Origin of the sequence: Luteimonas sp. 8-5, assembly GCF_029763755.1 — a bacterium.
In the GTDB taxonomy this organism is placed as follows: Bacteria; Pseudomonadota; Gammaproteobacteria; order Xanthomonadales; family Xanthomonadaceae; genus Cognatiluteimonas.
Genome location: NZ_JARUVM010000078.1, coordinates 1 through 17,842, shown reverse-complemented (window position 1 = coordinate 17,842; position 17,842 = coordinate 1). Strand labels below are relative to the sequence as shown.

Below are 17,842 nucleotides of genomic sequence, written 5' to 3'. Positions count from 1 at the left end.
GTGGTGGTCGAGCGCATGCAGCCCCGCCGCGGCCAGGATGCCCGCCTGGCGCATGCCGCCGCCGGTGACCTTGCGCCAGCGACGCGCCGTCTCGACCAGCGCCCGGCTGCCGACCAGCACCGAACCCACCGGCGCGCCCAGGCCCTTGGACAGGCATACCGACACGCTGTCGAAGTGGCGGGCGATCGCGCGCGCATCCACGCCGCTGGCCACGGCGGCGTTGTATAGCCGCGCGCCGTCCAGGTGCAGCCCTAGGCCGTGGCGGTCGCACAGCGCTCGCGCGTCGGCCAGGTAGTCCAGCGGCAGCGGGCGGCCATGCCATGTGTTTTCCAGGCACAGCAGCCGGGTGCGCGCGAAATGCGCATCATCGGGCTTGATCGCGCGTTCCACCGCGTCCAGCGGCAGCGCACCGTTGGCCGCCTGCGGCACCGGCTGCGGCTGGATCGAGCCCAGCACTGCCGCGCCGCCGCCTTCGTACTTGTAGGTGTGTGCGTCCATGCCGACGATGTATTCGTCGCCGCGTGCGCAGTGCGCCATCAGCGCGACCAGGTTCGACTGGGTGCCGCTGGGCAGGAACAGCCCGGCCTCGAAGCCGAGGTCGGAGGCCAGCCGCTGCTGCAGCGCGTTGACGGTGGGGTCGTCGCCATAGACATCGTCGCCGACTTCGGCCGCGAGCATCGCCGCGCGCATGGCGGCGGTCGGGCGGGTGACGGTGTCGCTGCGCAGGTCGGTCCAGGCGGGGGCGGTCGTGGTCATGCAGGCATGGTAATGCCGGCGCGCGGGCGGCACACTCGCCCCATGAAGGACATGCCATGAAGATCGCCAGCTGGAACGTCAATTCCCTCAACGTGCGCCTGCCGCACCTGCAGCAGTGGCTGGCCGACGCTGCCCCCGACGTGGTCGGCCTGCAGGAAACCAAGCTCGAGGACCTGAAGTTCCCGGACGAGGTGCTGGCCGGGCATGGCTATCGCAGCGTGTTCGACGGCCAGAAGACCTACAACGGCGTGGCCATCCTCGCCCGCGGCCACGCGATCGAGGACGTGCACACCGGGCTGCCCGGGTTCGACGACCCGCAGAAGCGGGTGATCGCCGCGACGGTCGACGGCGTGCGCATCGTCAACTTCTACGTGGTCAACGGCCAGGAAGTGGGCAGCGAGAAGTTCGACTACAAGATGCGCTGGCTCGATGCCGCGCACGCGCTGCTGGCCGACGAGCTGTCGCGGCATCCGCAGCTGGTGGTGCTGGGCGATTTCAACATCGCGCCCACCGACGACGACGTCCACGACCCCAAGCGCTGGCGCGAGAAGATCATGTGCTCGACGCCGGAGCGCGAAGCGCTGGCCCGTATCCAGGCGCTGGGCCTGCACGACAGCTTCCGCATGCACAACGAGGGCCCGGGACACCACTCGTGGTGGGATTACCGCCTGCAGGCCTTCGCCCGTGGCTGGGGCCTGCGCATCGACCTGCTGCTGGTGTCCGATGCCCTGCGTGCCCGCTGCGTCGACGGAGGCATCGACCTGGAGCCGCGCCGCTGGGAGCGTCCGAGCGACCACGCGCCGGTGTGGACCACGCTCGGCTGATCGCGGCTTCCGCCGCTACAACAAAAAAAGCCCGGCGCATGGCCGGGCCCTTCGCTTCCGTGCGGAAGTCAGCGAAACCGACTCGCGCTCAGCGCACGCGTCCGCGCCGGAACAGGTTGACGATCGCCAGCAGGATGATCGCGCCGATCAGGGCCGCGATGAATCCCATGATGTCGAAGCCGCCACTGGCGCTGGTCGACCCGCCGATCAGCGGCGCGATCAGCCAGCCGCCGATCAATGCACCGATGATGCCGACGACGACGTTGAGCAGGATGCCCTGCTGCGCGTCCGTCTTCATGATCATGCTGGCAAGCCAGCCGATGATGCCGCCCACGATCAGCCAAATGATGAGACCCATCATGATTTACCTCTCCTTTGTCCGTGGTGTTTCGGGGAAAACGATTCCCCAGTGCGGGGCAGGAGGGAGTGTCTCCGGGGTGGCGTGATGGGGACGTCAGCGGCCCGGGGCCTGCCTGTCCGCGATGCTTTACGCTGGTGCCATGCCGTCTTCGCCTCCCGCATACGCCCTTGAACGCCCGCGCTGGCTCTGGGTTCCGTGGCAGCCCGGCCGTCCCGCGGAACAGGCGGCGCGCGAGTGGCTGGCGCCGCAACTGGACTGCGAACCGGGCCTGATCGGCCTCTCCCGCGACCAGTACGGGCGTCCGCGCCTGGCCGCCGAGCATGGCCTGGACGTGGGCTGGAGCCATAGCGGCGAAGGCTTGTTGCTGGCGGCGGGACGCGGGCTCCAGGTCGGCATCGACCTGGAACGCGAACGCCCGCGAGCGCGCGCCATGGAACTGGCGCGTCGCTTCTTCGCGCCCAGCGAAGCCGAATGGCTGGAGTCGCAGGCCGATGAAGCTTCGCGCGCCGCGGCATTCGTGCGGCTCTGGTGCGCGAAGGAGGCAGTGCTCAAGTCGCACGGCCGCGGCATCGCCTTCGGCCTGCACCGGCTTGCATTCGCCGAACGCGACGGAGCACTGGTGCTCGAACACGCCGATCCCGCGCTCGGAGATGCGAGCCAATGGCACCTGCAGGAATTCGTGCCCGAGGAAGGCTATCGCGCGGCGCTGGCCTGGAAGCCGCTCCTACAATAGCCCGATGGACGAAGCCGCCGAACTCGAAGCAGGGCTGCAGGCGCTGGGCCTGGACCGGGCGCATGCGCCTGCGCTGCTGGCCTACCTCGCGCTGCTGGCGCGCTGGAACAAGACCTACAACCTGACCGCGATCCGCGATCCGCGCGAGATGGTGTCCAAGCACCTGCTCGACTCGCTGGCCATGCACGCCAGCCTGGATGCGATCGCCGCCGCGGGCGGAAGCCTCGCCGACCTGGGCACCGGGGCCGGCCTGCCCGGCATTCCGCTGGCGATCGTCAAGCCGGGCCTGCAGGTGTCGCTGGTGGAGTCCAACGGCAAGAAGGCGCGCTTCATGCGCGAGGCGGTGCGGACCCTGGGACTGGACAACGCGCGGGTGGTCGAATCCCGGATCGAGGCCTTCGATGTCCCGGGTGCGTTCGATGCCATCACCGCGCGCGCGCTGGCCACCCTGCCGCTGATCCTCGAGCTGGGCGGCCACCTGCTCAAGCCCGGCGGGGTCCTGCTGGCAATGAAGGGCGTTGTCCCGGACGGGGAGATCGCGGCCCTGCCCGCGGGCTGGCGGGTGCTGGATGTGCGCCCGCTCACGGTCCCGGGGCTGGCCGCGGAACGCCATCTCGTCGTGGTCGGCCGCGAGCGCGGCGGGGATAACGCATAATCAAGGGTCCATCGCCACGAGGCACGTGCCGGCATATGGCCCGCATCATCGCTGTCGCCAACCAGAAAGGCGGGGTCGGGAAGACCACCACCGCGGTCAACCTGGCCGCGGCGCTGGCGGCTACGCCCAAGCGCGTGCTGCTCGTCGACCTCGATGCCCAGGGCAACGCCACCATGGGCAGCGGCATCGACAAGCACGACCTGGCGGCCTCGAGCTGCGACGTCCTGCTCGAGGAGCAGCACGCCGACACCGCGATCGTGAAGACGCCGGAAGGCTACGACCTGCTGCCGGGCAACACCGACCTCACCGCGGCCGAGATCGAGCTGATGGACGAGGAAGGCCGCGAGCAGCGGCTCAAGCGCGCGCTCGAGCCGCTGCGCGGCCGCTACGACTTCATCATCATCGACTGCCCGCCGGCGCTGTCGCTGCTCACCCTCACTGCGCGGACCGCCGCCGACTCGGTGCTGGTGCCGATGCAGTGCGAGTACTACGCCCTGGAGGGCCTGAGCGCGCTGATCCGCACCATCGACGCGCTCAAGGGCAAGCTCAACCCGGAACTGGAGATCGAGGGCGTGTTGCGTACCATGTTCGACGTGCGCAACAACCTGGCCAACGCGGTATCGGCCGAGCTGGTGGCGCATTTCGGGGACAAGGTGTTCCGCACCATCGTGCCGCGCAACGTGCGCCTGGCCGAGGCGCCCAGCCACGGCCAGAGCATCGTCGGCTACGACCGCGGCTCGCGCGGCGCGGTCGCCTACCTCGGCCTGGCCGGGGAGGTGCTGCGGCGCCAGCGCGAGCGCGAACAGGCGGCCAGGACAAGCAATGGGGAAAGCAAGGCAATGAACGACACCGCAGGCACCGCCGCATGAGCGCCACCAAGAGCGCACCGAAGAAGCGCGGGCTCGGCCGCGGCCTGGAGGCGCTGCTCGGGCCCAAGGCGGCCGCCGAGGCGCCGGCGCTCGAAGCGCAGCCCGGCGACTCGCTGCGCACGCTGCCGGTCGACGCGCTCGCGCCGGGCAAGTACCAGCCGCGCAAGACCATGGACGACGCCAAGCTCTCCGAGCTGGCCGAGTCGATCCGCGCCCAGGGCGTGATCCAGCCGATCGTGGTGCGCGAGATCGCGTCCGCGCGCGGCGGCCGCACCTGGGAAATCATCGCCGGCGAGCGCCGCTGGCGCGCCTCGCGCCTGGCCGGTCTGGCCGAGATCCCGGTGGTCGTGCGCGAAGTCGACGACCGCACCGTGGTCGCGATGGCGCTGATCGAGAACATCCAGCGCGAGGACCTCAATCCGCTGGAAGAGGCCAACGCGCTGCAGCGCCTGATCGACGAATTCGACCTGACCCACGCCCAGGCCGCCGAAGCCGTGGGCCGATCGCGCGCCGCGGTCTCCAACCTCCTGCGCCTCCTCGAGCTGCCGCCGGACATCCGCGCGCTGGTGGAAACGCGCGCGCTGGAAATGGGTCATGCCCGCGCGTTGCTGACCCTCGCACCGCAGGCGGCCGTCGCGCTGGCGCGGCAGGCTGCCGAACACGGCTGGTCGGTGCGCGAGGTCGAGCACCGGGTGCAGCAGCTGGCGGCGGGCAAGGTCGCCGAGAACGGCGGCAAGGCGGCCAAGGCCACGAAGGGCAAGCCGCAGGCCGATATCGCCGCGCTGGAGCGCGAGCTGGCCGAAACCCTGGGCACGCGGGTCAACGTGCTGCACGCGCGTGGCGGCAAGGGCCGGCTGGTGATCCACTACGCCAACCTCGACGCGCTCGAGGGTGTGCTCGATCGGCTGCGCAACCGGAACTGACCCATGCTCTCGGTCGTCGTGCCGGTGCACAACGAGCAGGACAACGTCGCGCCGCTGGTCGGCGAGATCGTCGCCGCCCTGCGTGGCCGCGTCGAGTTCGAGATCGTCTATGTCGACGACCATTCGAAGGACGACACGCTCGCGCGCCTGCAGGCGCTGAAGGCCGAAGTGCCCGAGCTGCGCGTGTTGCGCCACCGCGCCCAGGGGGGGCAGAGCACCGCCATCCGCAACGGGGTCAAGGCCGCGCGCGGCACCTGGGTCGCGACCCTGGACGGCGACGGTCAGAACGACCCGGCCGACATCCCGAAGCTGCTGGCCGAGCGCGACCGCGCGCCGAAGGACGTGAAGCTGTTCGCCGGCTGGCGCGTGGACCGCAAGGACAGCGGCAGCAAGCGCTGGGCTTCGAAGTGGGCCAATGCCATCCGCGCGCGCCTGCTGCGCGATGCCACCCCGGACACCGGTTGCGGCACCAAGCTGTTCGAGCGCGAAGCCTTCCTCGACCTGCCGTACTTCGACCACATGCACCGCTACCTGCCTGCGCTGATGCAGCGCGCCGGCTGGAAGACGATGAGCGTGCCGGTCAACCATCGCCACCGCGGCACCGGCGTGTCCAACTACAACACCCTCCCGCGCGCCCGGGTCGGCATCGCCGACCTGCGCGGGGTGGCCTGGCTGATCCGCCGCAGTCGAGTGGTCGCCACGGAGGAGTTGCCGTGAGCCCCGCGGTCCTGGAGGCCGCCGGGGCGGCGCCCGACTTCATGAACACGGCGCTGCCGTGGCTGGCCTGGACCGGGGTCCATCTGTCCCCGTGGAAGCTGATCGGCCTGACCGGTGCCCTGATGTTCGGCGGCCGCTGGCTGGTCCAGTTCCTGGCCTCGCGCCGCGAAGGCAAGCCGGTGATCCCGAGGGCCTTCTGGTACATGAGCCTGGTCGGTTCGGCCATGACCCTGAGCTACTTCCTGTTCTCCCACAAGCAGGACTCGGTGGGCATCGTCCAGAACCTGTTCCCGGCCTTCACCGCCGCCTACAGCCTGTACCTGGACATCCGCCACCGCGGCTGGAACCGGGACAAGGCCGGGCACTAGCCCCAAGCCACTGATTTGGGGCATAATTGCCGGCTCGCTGCGCCCCGGACCTGGTCCGGCTGCCCGGCGGGGCCGAGGGTTCCCGGGCCATGGGGGCCGACCACAGACCGATCGAGGTGCGTTATGTCCCGCGTATGCCAAGTCACCGGCAAGGGCGTGCAGACCGGCAACAACGTCTCGCATGCCAACAACAAGACCCGCCGCCGCTTCCTGCCCAACCTGCACGAGCGCCGCTTCTGGGTCGCCAGCGAGAACCGCTGGATCAAGCTGAAGGTTTCCGCGCAGGCACTGCGCACCATCGACAAGAACGGCATCGACAGCGTTCTGGCCGAACTCCGCGCCCGCGGCGAAAAGGTCTGAGGAGGACGACATGGCTACCAAGCGCGACAAGATCCGCCTGATCTCCTCGGCCAACACCGGCCACTTCTACACCACCGACAAGAACAAGAAGAACACGCCGAACAAGATGGAGGTCAAGAAGTACGACCCCGTCGTCCGGAAGCACGTGATCTACAAGGAAGGCAAGATCAAGTAGGAGCGCGCCTTGCGCGCGACCGGAAAAAGCCCGCAGCGATGCGGGCTTTTTTTGCGACGGCGTTCCGGGTTCGGGCCGCCGGGCGCGTTATGATTCACGTGCCGGCCCAGGGGACCACGCCGGTTCAACGCCGAAATGGGGAACCTGAGATGCAGACGATGAACTCCGTGCGCGCCATGCTGTGCGCGCTTGCCGTGCCGGCGCTCCTGCTGGCCTTTTCCGCTGCCGCGCAGGCGGTCGACCGGGTTCCGGTCGAGGCGTTCGTCGCCAAGCAGACCTTCGAGAACCCCCGTCTGTCCACGGCGGGCACGTACGTCGCCGTTTCGGCCGACCTGGGCGATGACGAGCACGGCATCATGGTGTTCCGCCTGGCCGACATGTCGCAGACGGCGTTCCTGAAGCTGCCCAAGTACGAGATGGCGATCGAGATCCACTGGGTCAGCGACACCCAGCTGGTCTACGTGAAGGGCGGCAAGTGGGGCGCGCGCGAGGAGCCGTGGGACTTCGGCGAGATCATCGCCATGGACTACGACGGTGGGCGCCACAGGTACATTTACGGCTGGAAGGACACGACAGAGGGCATGGGCCTGCTCAAGGGCCACGGCAACTATGCCGGCCGGCCGGTCAAGCCCAACGACACGTTCTACATGACCCGCTCTTCCGATGAGAGCGCGATCGGCCGCAGCCTCCTGTACTCGATCGACCTGAAGGCCGGTCGCCAGCAGACTGGCCGCCACGAGCTGGTCGCCGACGTGGGCCCGGGGCAGAACCTGTCCTTCGTGCTCGACGACAGTGGCGTGCCGCGCTTCGCGTTCGGATGGGACAAGGAGGAAAACCAACTGTTGTTCGTTGCCGAGGACGCGGACGGCAAGAACTGGCGAAAGGTCGGCGTCGAGGGCTTGTTCGTGCCGTTTGCGTTCACCCCGGACGGTACCCATGTGTTCGGCTGGTTCTCGAAGGACGGCGGTCCGGCCGCCCTGGTCAAGGCCGACCTGACCCTGGCCAATCGCGAAGTCCTCGCCTCCGACGAGTTCAACTCAATCGGCGCCCTCACCTGGGACAGCAAGCGCCAGCCCCTGGCCGTTGAATACAAGGGTGCACTGCCCAAGCTGCAGTTCCTCGACGAGTCCTCGCCCGACGCCAGGCTGTTGAAGGAGATCCGGGCCGGTTTCCCAGGCCAGCATGTGCGGTTCCTGGACCACAGTGCGGACGGCAATGTCTCGCTGCTTTTCATCTACAGCGATCGCAATCCGGGCGAGTGGGCGGTCTTCAACCGCAAGACCAACTCGCTGGCGCGCCTGTTGCAGGTCAATCCGGAAATCGATCCCGCGCGGATGGGTTCTCGCCACTACGTGCGGTTCCCGGCAAGCGACGGCGTGGAACTGGATGCCTACGTGACCGTGCCCGCCGGCGTGACCGAGCTCAAGAGCCTGCCCATGGTGTTGCTGCCGCACGGCGGCCCGCACGGCGTCTCCGACACCTGGAGCTACGACTCGGACGCCCAGTTCCTGGCGTCGCGCGGGTACCTGGTGCTGCAGGTGAACTACCGCGGCTCCGGTGCCCGCGGACATTCGTTCCAGGAATCGGGTTACCGGAAGTGGAGCACGCGCATCCAGGAAGACCTGGCCGATGGCATGAAGTGGGCGGTTTCCAAGGGCTACGCGGACCCAGCCCGGATCTGCGTCTATGGCGCCAGCTTCGGCGGGTACTCGGCGATGGTGCTGGCGGCCAGGCATCCGGAAATGGTCAAGTGCGTTGCGACGCTGGCGGGCCTGTACGACCTGCGCTCGATGAACAGCACGAGCAGCGATACCGGTCGCAGCTTCTGGGCCCGCGCCTACGTCGACCGCGCCGTCGGTACCGACAACAACCAGATGCTGGCCGACTCGCCGCTGTCGATGGCCGCCAGCATCAAGGCGCCGGTGTTCATGGCCCACGGCGAGGAGGACGAGCGCACCACGTTCAGGCAGGCCGAGGCGATGAAGAAGGCGCTGGACAAGGCTGGCAACCGCCCGGTGTGGATGCCGGTGCGCAAGGAAGCCCACGGTTTCTACAAGGAAGAGAACCAGGTCGCGTTCTACCAGAAGCTCGAGAGCTTCCTGGCCGAGAACATCGGGGCCGGCAACTAGGCCCCGATGCAGGTGTACTTGAGTTCGGTGTAATCGTGCAGGCCGTGGCGCGAACCCTCGCGCCCGATGCCTGACTCCTTGACGCCGCCGAACGGCGCGACCTCGGTCGAGACCAGGCCGGTGTTGATGCCGACGATGCCGCACTCGAGTGCTTCGGCCACGCGCCAGCTGCGCGCCAGGTCGCGGGTGTAGAAATAGCCCGCGAGCCCGGCCGGAGTGGCGTTGGCCATGGCGAGTGCTTCGGCCTCGTCGCGGAAGCGGAACAGCGGCGCCACCGGACCGAAAGTCTCTTCCTGCGCCAGGCGCATCTCCAGGCTGGCATCGCGCAGCACGGTCGGCTGGTAGTAGGTGCCGCCCAGCGCATGGCGCCCGCCGCCGAGGACCACGCTTGCGCCCTTGGCCAGCGCATCGGCGACGTGCGCTTCGACCTTCTCCAGGGCCCTGGCGTCGATCAGCGGTCCCTGGTCGGTCTCGCCGGCCAGGCCATCGCCGACGCGCAGCCTGGACACCGCCGCGACCAGCTTTTCGGTGAAGGCGTCGTAGACCGCGTCGTGCACGAACAGGCGGTTGGCGCAGACGCAGGTCTGTCCCGTATTGCGGTACTTGCTGGCGATGGCGCCTTCTACCGCGGCATCCAGGTCGGCGTCCTCGAACACGATGAACGGTGCGTTGCCGCCCAGCTCGAGCGAGACGCGCTTGAGGCCGTCGGCGCACTGGCGCATCAACTGCTTGCCGACCGCGGTGGAGCCGGTGAAGCTCAGCTTGCGCAGCTTCGGATGCGCGGTCATCGCCTCGCCGATGGCGGCGGCGTCGCTGCCGGTGACGATGTTGATCGTGCCCGGCGGCAGTCCGGCGCGCTCGCCGATCACCGCCAGCGCCAGCGCGGAGTAGGGCGTCTGCAGCGCAGGCTTGCACACCACCGTGCAGCCTGCCGCCAGGGCCGGGCCGAGCTTGCGGCCCAGCATCGCGGACGGGAAGTTCCACGGCGTGATCGCACCGACCACGCCGACCGGCTGGCGCAGCACCACGATGCGCTTGTCGGCCGCATGCGCGGGAATCACCTCGCCGTACATGCGCCGGCCTTCCTCCGCGAACCACTGCAGGTACGCGGCCGAATACGCGACCTCGCCGCGGGACTCGGCCAGCGGCTTGCCCTGCTCGGCGGTCATCAACCGGGCCAGGTCCTCCTGGTGCTCCATCATCAGTGCGTGCATGCGCCGCAGCACGTTCGCGCGTTCCTGCGCGGTGCGTGCCGCCCACGCGGGAAACGCGGCGGCCGCGGCTTCGATCGCGGCACCGGTTTCGGCGGCGCCCATGTCCGGCACGGTGCCCAGGCGCTCGCCGGTCGCCGGATTGGTCACTTCGCAGGTACCGTCACCATCGGCGTCGCGCCAGGCGCCGCCGATCGGACATTGCATGCGCAGCAGGCCGGGATCGTCGAGGAAGTCGGTGGCGTCCATCACGCGTCCCTGCGGTTGGCGACCAGCGCTTCGACCACGGCAGGGTCGGCGAGGGTTGAGGTATCGCCCAGTTGGTCGGGCGCATTCTCGGCGATCTTGCGCAGGACGCGGCGCATGATCTTGCCGCTGCGGGTCTTGGGCAGCGCCGGTGCCCACTGGATGTGGTCGGGCGTGGCGGTGGGGCCGATCTCGCTGCGGACCTGCTGCACCAGTTCCGCGCGCAGTTCCTCGCTGGGCGCGACGCCTTCGCCGAGGGTGACGTAGGCATAGATGCCCTGTCCCTTGATGTCGTGCGGGAAGCCGACCACCGCAGCCTCGGTGACGCCATGGTGGCCGACCAGCGCGCTCTCGATCTCGGCGGTGCCGATGCGGTGGCCACTGACGTTGATCACGTCGTCGACGCGCCCGGTGATCCACCAGTGTCCGTCCGCGTCGCGTCGCGCGCCGTCGCCGGTGAAATACATGCCCGGATAGGCCTTGAAGTAGGTGTCGACGAAGCGCTGCGGATCGCCGTATACGGTACGCATCTGCCCCGGCCAGGAATCCAGCAGCACCAAGTTGCCCTGTGCCTCGCCTTCGAGGAACTTGCCATCGGCGTCGACCAGTGCCGGGCGCACGCCGAAGAACGGGATCATCGCGGCGCCGGGCTTGAGCGCGTCGGCCGCGACCACGCCCGGCAGTGGCGCGATCAGGATGCCGCCGGTCTCCGTCTGCCACCAGGTGTCGATGACCGGGCAGCGCGAGTCGCCGACCACGTCGTGGTACCAGCGCCAGGCTTCCGGATTGATCGGCTCGCCGACGCTGCCCAGCAGGCGCAGCGAACTGCGCGAGCACTTGCGTACCCAGTCGTCGCCTTCGCGCATCAGGGCGCGGATCGCCGTCGGCGCGGTGTACAGCACCGTCACCGCATGCTTGTCGATCACCTGCCAGTAGCGCGAGTGGTCCGGATGCGTCGGCACGCCCTCGAACACCAGTGCGGTGGTGCCGTTGGCCAGTGGGCCGTAGACGATGTAGCTGTGGCCGGTGACCCAGCCCACGTCCGCGGTGCACCAGTAGACGTCGTCCTCGCGGATGTCGAACGCCAGTTCGTGGGTCATGGCGCAGAACACCAGGTAGCCGCCGGTGGTGTGCAGCACGCCTTTCGGCTTGCCGGTGCTGCCCGAGGTGTAGAGGATGAACAGCGGATCCTCGGCGTTCATGCGCTCGGGCTCGCAGGTGTCCGGCTGGCCCTCGGTCACCGCGTCGTACCAGCGGTCGCGCGGCATCTGCATGTCGACCGGGCCGCGGGTGTGGCGCACCACCAGCACCGTCTCCACGCTGTTGGTGCCGGGCAGCCTGAGCGCGGCGTCGACGTTGGCCTTGAGCGCGATGCGCTTGCCCGCGCGGCAGCCTTCGTCGGCTGTGATCACCAGCTTGCTGCCGCAGTCGGCGATGCGGTCGGCGATGGAATGCGGGGCGAAGCCGCCGAACACCACCATGTGCACCGCGCCGATGCGGGCGCAGGCCAGCATCGCCACGACCGCTTCCGGGATCATCGGCAGGTAGATGGTGACCCGGTCGCCCTTGCCGACGCCGAGGTTGCGCAGTGCGTTGGCCAGCCGGCAGACCCGCGCGTGCAGCTCGCGGTAGCTGATGCGCTGCACTTCGCCGGCGGGGTCGTCGGGTTCGAAAACGATCGCGGTCTTGTCGCCGCGCCCGGCCAGGTGCCGGTCCAGGCATTCGACGCTGGCGTTGACCTCGCCGTCGGCGTACCAGCGGATGTGGAAATCGTCGGCGTCGAAACTGGTGTCCTTCACCCGGGTCGGCGCCCGCATCCAGTCCAGGCGCCCGGCGGCCTCGCCCCAGAAGGCGTCCGGGTCGTCGATCGACCGGGCGTAGAGGCGCTGGTACTGGGCGGCGTCGAGCGGCATGGCGGGCTCCTGGGCGTGACCGGGGGGCTGCGGTGACTTCCTGCCTATGCCGCGTTCACGGCACGGGTCCATGATGGTAGTCCCTCAGAACAATGGTGACTGTCATGCGCACGACTTTCAGGCGCGCCTCCGGCCCGACCCTGCTGGCGATGGTCATTTGCGCCAGCGTGGCCTGCAGCCGCACGCCGTCGCCGTCCGCCGCCGACGCCGCGACGCCCCCGGCCGCGACCGCGCCTGCCGCGCCGGTGATCGGCATCGATCTCGCCGGCCTGGACAAGACGGTGCAGCCGGGCAACGACTTCGAGCAGTACGCCAACGGGGGCTGGCGCAACGCCACCGAAATCCCGGCCGACCGCTCCAGCACCGGCATGTTCCTGAAGGTGTTCGAAAAGGCCGAGCAGCGCACTGCCGAGCTGGTGCGCAACGCCGCCGCCTCCAACCCGGCCGCGGGCAGCGACGAGCGTCGCATCGCCGACTACTACGCCGCATTCATGGACGAGGCCGCGATCGAGCAGGCCGGGCTGGCACCGGTGCAGGCCGAGATCGACCGCGCCAACGCCATCGCCGACAAGACCGCGCTGGCGAAGGAGCTGGGCGCCGGACTGCGTGCCGACGTCGACCCTCTCAACGCCACCGATTACGACACCGATCGCCTGTTCGGCCTGTTCGTCTCCCAGGGCCTGGACGATCCGTCGCGCAACACCGCCTACCTGCTGCAGGGCGGCCTGGGCATGCCCAATCGCGACTATTACCTGTCCGGCGAGAAGGCCATGGCCGATATCCGCGACAAGTACAAGGCCTATATCGCCGCCCTGCTGACCCAGGCCGGCATCGACGGCGCCGACGCGAAGGCCAGGGCGATCTATGCGCTGGAGGAGAAGATCGCCAGGGCGCACGCGTCCGTGGTCGAGACTTCGGACGTGCACAACGCGCGCGCCTGGAGCCGCGAGGACTTCGCGCGCAAGGCGCCTGGCCTGGATTGGGAAGCGTATTTCGCAGCCGCCGGACTCGGCGAGCAGGCTTCGATCACCGCCTGGCAGCCCGGGGCCATCACCGGCCTGTCCGCCCTCGTCGCCAGCCAGCCGCTGCAGGCGTGGAAGGACTGGATGGTGTTCCATGCACTGGACCGCAGCGCCAGCCTGCTGCCCAAGGCCTACGCCGACCTCTCGTTCGGTTTCCACGGCACCACGCTGTACGGCATCCCGCAGCAACGCGAGCGCAGCAAGCGCGCGCTGGGCGCCGTCGGCAATGCACTGGGCGATGCGGTCGGCAAGATCTACGTCGCCAAGTACTTCCCGGCGTCCTCGCGCGACCAGGTGCAGCAGATGGTGTCGAACCTGCTGGCCGAGTTCCCCGCGCGCATCGATGCGCTGGACTGGATGGATCCGGCGACCAAGGAGAAGGCCAAGGCCACGGTCACGTCGATGAAGGTGTCGGTCGGTTACCCGGAGACCTGGCGCGACTACAGCCAGCTCGAGATCCGGCCTGACGACGCGTTGGGCAATGCGCAACGCGCGGAGCTGGCCGAGTACCGGCACCAGCTCGCCAAGCTTGGCCAGGCGCCGGACCGCGGTGAGTGGTGGATGACGCCGCAGACGGTGAACGCGGTGAACCTGCCCTTGCAGAACGCACTCAACTTCCCGGCCGCGATCCTGGAAGCGCCGTTCTTCGATCCGAACGCCGATGCCGCCGCCAACTACGGTGCGATCGGCGCGGTGATCGGCCACGAGATCGTGCACGGCTTCGACAACCTCGGCGCCGACTTCGACGCCGACGGCCGCCTGTTCAACTGGTGGACGAAGGAAGACCTCGCCCACTTCGATGCGGCGGGCAAGGAACTTGCCGAGCAGTACAGCGCGTACGAGCCGCTGCCCGGCCTGCATATCAACGGTCAGCAGACGCTGGGCGAGAACATCGCCGACCTGGCCGGACTGGAAGTCGCCTACCAGGCCTACCGCAAGTCGCTGGGCGGGGCCGAGGCGCCGGTGATCGAGGGGCTGACCGGCGACCAGCGCTTCTTCCTCGCGTTCGCCCAGGCATGGCGCGGCAAGATGCGCGACGCGGCGTTGCGTTCGCAGGTGGTGGGCGGCGTGCATGCACCGGGCCGCTACCGCGCGATGACCGTGCGCAACATCGATGCGTGGTACGACGCCTGGGGCGCGCAGGAAGGGCAGGCCATGTACCTGGCGCCGCAGGACCGGATCAGGATCTGGTGAACAACGATCTGGTAAAGAACGGCAGCAGCAGGAACAGCGAGAGGAAATAGCGCGGCTGGATCTCGAACACCGCGTGCACCAGCCAGAACGACGCGATCCACGCGACCGGCAGGGCGGCGAACAGCCACTGCCGGCGCCTGGCCCAGCGTGCCACGGCCACGCCGGTGCAGCAGTAGAGCGCGGCCAGCAGTGCCAGGTAGCCCAGGCGTTCGATCCCGTGCAGGTGCGCACTCCACGCCTGCCAGCGCGACGGATTCGCCGATGCCTGGATCCGCGCCTGCACGTTGGGTGCGTCCAGCGACCAGCCCAGTGCATAGGAACGCGGCAGGACGATGGCCGGCATCTTGCAGCCGATCACCGACAGCCAGTGTCTGGGCGGTTCGCTTCGCAGCCGCGCCGACACCGCCTGCAGCAGCGGCATCCCGGCATCGGCGCGCGCGTCGTGCGTGGCCCGCGCGTTCCAGTGGCCGCAGGTCGGCGGCACCGTGTCCGATGACAGCAGGCCCGCATACAAGGTGACGCCGGAAGTGGTGCGGACCGCCCCGGCACGGCCCGCGTCCGCGCGCAGTGCCGAATCGATTCCGAAGCCCAGCCAGGTCGCCGCCAGCAGCACGCCGGCCATGGCCACCGCACGGCGCCGGGGAACATTGCCGGGCGCACCGAGCCACGCGACGGCCACGACGACCAGGCCAGCGAATACCGACAGCACCAGCAGGAACTGCGGCCGGCTGGAAACGGCGGCCGCCACCAGGGCGACCGCCGCGAGCACGCGCCACGGGCGCGGGCCGCGCACGGCTTCCACCGCAATCAGGCACATGCCGGCGCAGGCCAGGGCAGTCGCCGCCATGTCGAGCTGCACCACCGCGTAGTACGGCACGATCGCCAACAGGTAGGCGAACACCAGCATCGCGGCCATGCCGAAGCGGCCGCCGTCGGCGCGATGGGCCAGCCAGCCCAGGATGGCGGCGGCCGGCAGGTTCAGCGCCAGCGCCGCCGCATGCGGCGGCAGCGACATGGCCTGCAGCCCGCGCAATGCGAACAGCAGCAGGCCGCCGCGCTCATAGGCGACCGCGCCACTTGCCGCTTCCCAGTAGTAGGCCCAGTCGCTGAAGGGTTCGGGGCGAATCGCGAACGCCCAGATGGTCGCGACGATCGCCAGGGCGACGACCGCCACTGTCAAACCAGGTGCCGCCATCGATCCGCGCGCAGGCATCTCAGCGGGGCGGGGCGGTCAGTTCGGCGGCGTCGAGATAGCCGTCGCCGTCGCGATCCTGGCGCTGGAACCTCGCGGCCAGGCGCGCGCGGTGCGTCTCCAGCGAAACCGGTTCGCCCTTGCCGCCGGGCAGTTCGCCGGGCGCGAGGACGCCGTCGCCGTCGCGGTCCATGCGGGTGAAGGCGTAGCCCATCCAGGCCTGGTATTCGGGCAGCGAGACGCGCCTGTCCTGGTCGGTGTCCATGCGTTGCATGTAGTCGCTGGCGCGTCCCGGGACGCCATGGTCCTGCGCCGCCAGCGACGGCGCGATCGCGAGTGCAGCCAGGAGCGCCATCGCGCGCAAGGCGCGCTCCTACGCCGGGGTGGCTTGCAGCGAGTAGCCCTTCAGGCGCGCGGAGAATTCCTGCAGCGCGCGGATACCGCTCGCCTCGGCCTCGTGGCACCAGGCCTGCAGCGCGTGCAGGCGGTCGGCGGCGTCCTGGGTGCGCGACTCGAGCACCGCGGCCAGGCGGCGGCGATGTTCGACCAGCGCGCCGATGCGCGGGCGCTGGGCGACGAAGGCCTGCAGCTGTTCACGCGCTTCCGGCTTGAGCCAGCGGCCGTCGTCCGCCAGCCCCTTGCGCAGCTTGCGCGGCAGCAGCGCGCGCAGCCTGGCGCCGGCAGCGGCGGCTTCCTCGCGCAGGGCGGGCTTGAGCACGTTGCGCTGGTAGTCGGTCATCGCCTGGAAGCGCACCGCCAGCAGCGCCTTGAGCGTGTCGGCGTCGGGCACGTTGATGTTCGGGCGCACGTTGAGACGCGGCGCGGTGCGCAGCACCTTCGCCAGGCCGACGCGCTCCAGGCCGCGGATCACCGCCCAGCCGATGTCCACTTCCCACTTGCGCAGGGCGAACTTGGCCGAGGACGGGAAGGCGTGGTGGTTGTTGTGCAGCTCCTCGCCGCCGATCCACACGCCCCACGGGGTGAGGTTGGTCGCGGTGTCGTCGGTCTCGAAGTTGCGGTAGCCCCACCAGTGGCCGAGGCCGTTGACCACGCCCGCGGCCCAGAACGGGATCCACAGCATCTGGATCGCCCACACCGCGACGCCGGTGAAGCCGAACAGCGCGAAGCTGACGAACAGCAGCAGGGTCGGGCCCATGGTCGCGTGCGGGGTGTACAGGTGGCGCTCGATCCAGTCGTCGGGGCAGCCCTTGCCGTACTTCTCGATCGACTCGCGGTCGTCGCGCGCCTCGCGGTACAGCTCGACGCCGCGCCAGAACACCTTGCCGATGCCCTTGACCACCGGGCTGTGCGGATCTTCCTCGGTCTCGCATTTGGCGTGGTGCTTGCGGTGGATCGCGACCCACTCGCGCGTGATCATCGAGGTGGTCAGCCACGACCAGAACCGGAACACGTGCGATACGACCGGATGGAAGTCCACGCCGCGGTGCGCCTGGCTGCGATGCAGGTACAGGGTGACGGCGAAGATGGTCAGCTGGGTAGCGACCAGCAGGTAGACGGCTAGCGCGACCCAGCCGGGCTGCAGCAGGCCGCCGGCAAGGAAATCGGAAATCGGGAACTCGGAAACAGGAACAGGCATCGTGGTCCGGGGAGCGGGGGAGACTGGCTCCCATGATGCCAGTCCCGGCGGATCGTCGCTGCCTTTCCCGCGGCTGCGTTCAGCTTCAGTCCGCCGATTCAATCCGCCGATTCAATCCGCAGACACCAGGGCGTCTTCACGCTCGCGCAGGGCGGCATGGACCGGACCGGTCTCCGGGCGCACGCCATGCCAGAGCAGGAAGCTCTCCGCGGCCTGTTCGACCAGCATGCCCAGGCCGTCGATCGCATCGTGCGCGCCGGCCGCGCGCGCCCAGGCCAGGAACGGCACCGCGGCCTCGCCATAGCTCAGGTCGACGGCGCTGCTGCGGCGGCCGAGCAGGGACGTCGGCCAGCGCGGCAACGCGCCGCCGCGAGCCGCCGAGGTCGCATTCACCACGAGGTCGAATTCGCCCAGCGTCGCCAGGTCGTCGAAGTAGCGCGGATGGACGCGCCCGGGCTCGCCCAGGGCATCGGCCAGCGCATCGCTGCGCTCCGGCGTCCGGTTGACGATGAACAGGTCGGCGATGCCGGCGTCGAGCAGGGCCGGCGCGACGCCACGGGCACCGCCGCCGGCGCCCAGCAGGAGCGCGCGGCGACC

18 protein-coding genes and 1 pseudogene are annotated in these 17,842 nt (G+C 69.4%); 11 read left to right on the top strand and 8 right to left on the bottom strand.

Annotated elements, in window-relative coordinates:
• A partial coding sequence (gene ltaE / locus QAA18_RS09120; RefSeq protein ID WP_279412617.1) for a low-specificity L-threonine aldolase occupies positions 1-756 on the bottom strand: 756 nt, incomplete at its 3' end.
• A 56-nt stretch (positions 757-812) separates the two neighbouring features.
• On the opposite strand from ltaE, the gene xth reads away from it, so the two are divergent.
• Positions 813-1,580, top strand: coding sequence for an exodeoxyribonuclease III (gene xth, locus QAA18_RS09115; protein WP_279412616.1), 768 nt, complete (start codon positions 813-815; stop codon positions 1,578-1,580).
• An 88-nt stretch (positions 1,581-1,668) separates the two neighbouring features.
• Here the strand turns inward: xth and QAA18_RS09110 are convergent, their stop codons facing one another.
• Entirely contained in the window at positions 1,669-1,938 is a 270-nt protein-coding gene (locus QAA18_RS09110; protein ID WP_279412615.1) for a GlsB/YeaQ/YmgE family stress response membrane protein, read from the bottom strand.
• 142 nt (positions 1,939-2,080) lie between these two features.
• On the opposite strand from QAA18_RS09110, the gene QAA18_RS09105 reads away from it, so the two are divergent.
• The 9 genes from QAA18_RS09105 to QAA18_RS09065 all read left to right on the top strand — a co-directional run bounded on the left by QAA18_RS09105 (position 2,081) and on the right by QAA18_RS09065 (position 8,870).
• Positions 2,081-2,674, top strand: coding sequence for a 4'-phosphopantetheinyl transferase superfamily protein (locus tag QAA18_RS09105; RefSeq protein WP_279412614.1), 594 nt, complete (start codon positions 2,081-2,083; stop codon positions 2,672-2,674).
• A 4-nt stretch (positions 2,675-2,678) separates the two neighbouring features.
• A complete protein-coding gene (gene rsmG / locus QAA18_RS09100) occupies positions 2,679-3,329 on the top strand; it encodes a 16S rRNA (guanine(527)-N(7))-methyltransferase RsmG (RefSeq protein WP_279412613.1) in 651 nt (216 codons plus the stop codon).
• Positions 3,330-3,364: 35 nt separating this feature from the next.
• On the top strand, positions 3,365-4,198 hold the full coding sequence (locus QAA18_RS09095; RefSeq protein WP_279412612.1) for an AAA family ATPase: 834 nt from the start codon (positions 3,365-3,367) through the stop codon (positions 4,196-4,198).
• A complete protein-coding gene (locus QAA18_RS09090) occupies positions 4,195-5,121 on the top strand; it encodes a ParB/RepB/Spo0J family partition protein (protein ID WP_279412611.1) in 927 nt (308 codons plus the stop codon). The genes QAA18_RS09095 and QAA18_RS09090 overlap by 4 nt, the downstream gene beginning before the upstream one ends.
• A 3-nt stretch (positions 5,122-5,124) precedes the next feature.
• On the top strand, positions 5,125-5,838 hold the full coding sequence (locus QAA18_RS09085) for a glycosyltransferase family 2 protein (RefSeq protein ID WP_279412610.1): 714 nt from the start codon (positions 5,125-5,127) through the stop codon (positions 5,836-5,838).
• Positions 5,839-5,879: 41 nt separating this feature from the next.
• Positions 5,880-6,206, top strand: coding sequence for a lipid-A-disaccharide synthase N-terminal domain-containing protein (locus QAA18_RS09080; RefSeq protein ID WP_279412619.1), 327 nt, complete (start codon positions 5,880-5,882; stop codon positions 6,204-6,206).
• 123 nt (positions 6,207-6,329) lie between these two features.
• Positions 6,330-6,566, top strand: a complete 237-nt coding sequence (gene rpmB, locus QAA18_RS09075; RefSeq protein WP_144900436.1) for a 50S ribosomal protein L28 — start codon at positions 6,330-6,332, stop codon at positions 6,564-6,566.
• A 10-nt stretch (positions 6,567-6,576) separates the two neighbouring features.
• Entirely contained in the window at positions 6,577-6,741 is a 165-nt protein-coding gene (gene rpmG / locus QAA18_RS09070; protein ID WP_117203566.1) for a 50S ribosomal protein L33, read from the top strand.
• A 149-nt stretch (positions 6,742-6,890) separates the two neighbouring features.
• The gene (locus QAA18_RS09065) at positions 6,891-8,870 is read left to right on the top strand and encodes an alpha/beta fold hydrolase (RefSeq protein ID WP_279412609.1); all 1,980 of its coding nucleotides are present in this window, start codon (positions 6,891-6,893) and stop codon (positions 8,868-8,870) included.
• Here the strand turns inward: QAA18_RS09065 and QAA18_RS09060 are convergent.
• Together QAA18_RS09060 and acs are read right to left on the bottom strand one after the other, a co-directional pair.
• Positions 8,867-10,330 carry an NAD-dependent succinate-semialdehyde dehydrogenase gene (locus QAA18_RS09060; RefSeq protein WP_279412608.1) on the bottom strand — a complete coding sequence of 488 codons (1,464 nt, stop codon included), beginning with the start codon at positions 10,328-10,330 and terminating at the stop codon, positions 8,867-8,869. The two genes, QAA18_RS09065 and QAA18_RS09060, sit on opposite strands and share 4 nt — an antisense overlap.
• Complete coding sequence (acs, locus tag QAA18_RS09055; protein ID WP_343226749.1) at positions 10,330-12,312, bottom strand: acetate--CoA ligase; 1,983 nt, start codon at positions 12,310-12,312, stop codon at positions 10,330-10,332. The genes QAA18_RS09060 and acs overlap by 1 nt, the downstream gene beginning before the upstream one ends.
• A gap of 32 nt (positions 12,313-12,344) precedes the next feature.
• Between acs and QAA18_RS09050 the strand changes: the two genes are divergently transcribed.
• Positions 12,345-14,456: a M13 family metallopeptidase gene (locus QAA18_RS09050; protein ID WP_279412606.1), complete on the top strand. Its 2,112-nt coding sequence runs from the start codon at positions 12,345-12,347 to the stop codon at positions 14,454-14,456.
• Here the strand turns inward: QAA18_RS09050 and QAA18_RS09045 are convergent.
• From QAA18_RS09045 to QAA18_RS09030, 4 genes and pseudogenes are all read right to left on the bottom strand, one after another.
• Entirely contained in the window at positions 14,443-15,630 is a 1,188-nt protein-coding gene (locus QAA18_RS09045) for a hypothetical protein (protein WP_279412605.1), read from the bottom strand. The genes QAA18_RS09050 and QAA18_RS09045 overlap by 14 nt on opposite strands.
• Positions 15,631-15,670: 40 nt before the next feature.
• Positions 15,671-16,003, bottom strand: coding sequence for a hypothetical protein (locus tag QAA18_RS09040; RefSeq protein ID WP_279412618.1), 333 nt, complete (start codon positions 16,001-16,003; stop codon positions 15,671-15,673).
• Between the two features lie 18 nt (positions 16,004-16,021).
• On the bottom strand, positions 16,022-17,245 hold the full coding sequence (locus tag QAA18_RS09035) for a fatty acid desaturase (RefSeq protein WP_279412604.1): 1,224 nt from the start codon (positions 17,243-17,245) through the stop codon (positions 16,022-16,024).
• Positions 17,246-17,356: 111 nt separating this feature from the next.
• Positions 17,357-17,842: pseudogene (locus QAA18_RS09030) on the bottom strand (shikimate dehydrogenase); the annotation flags it as partial.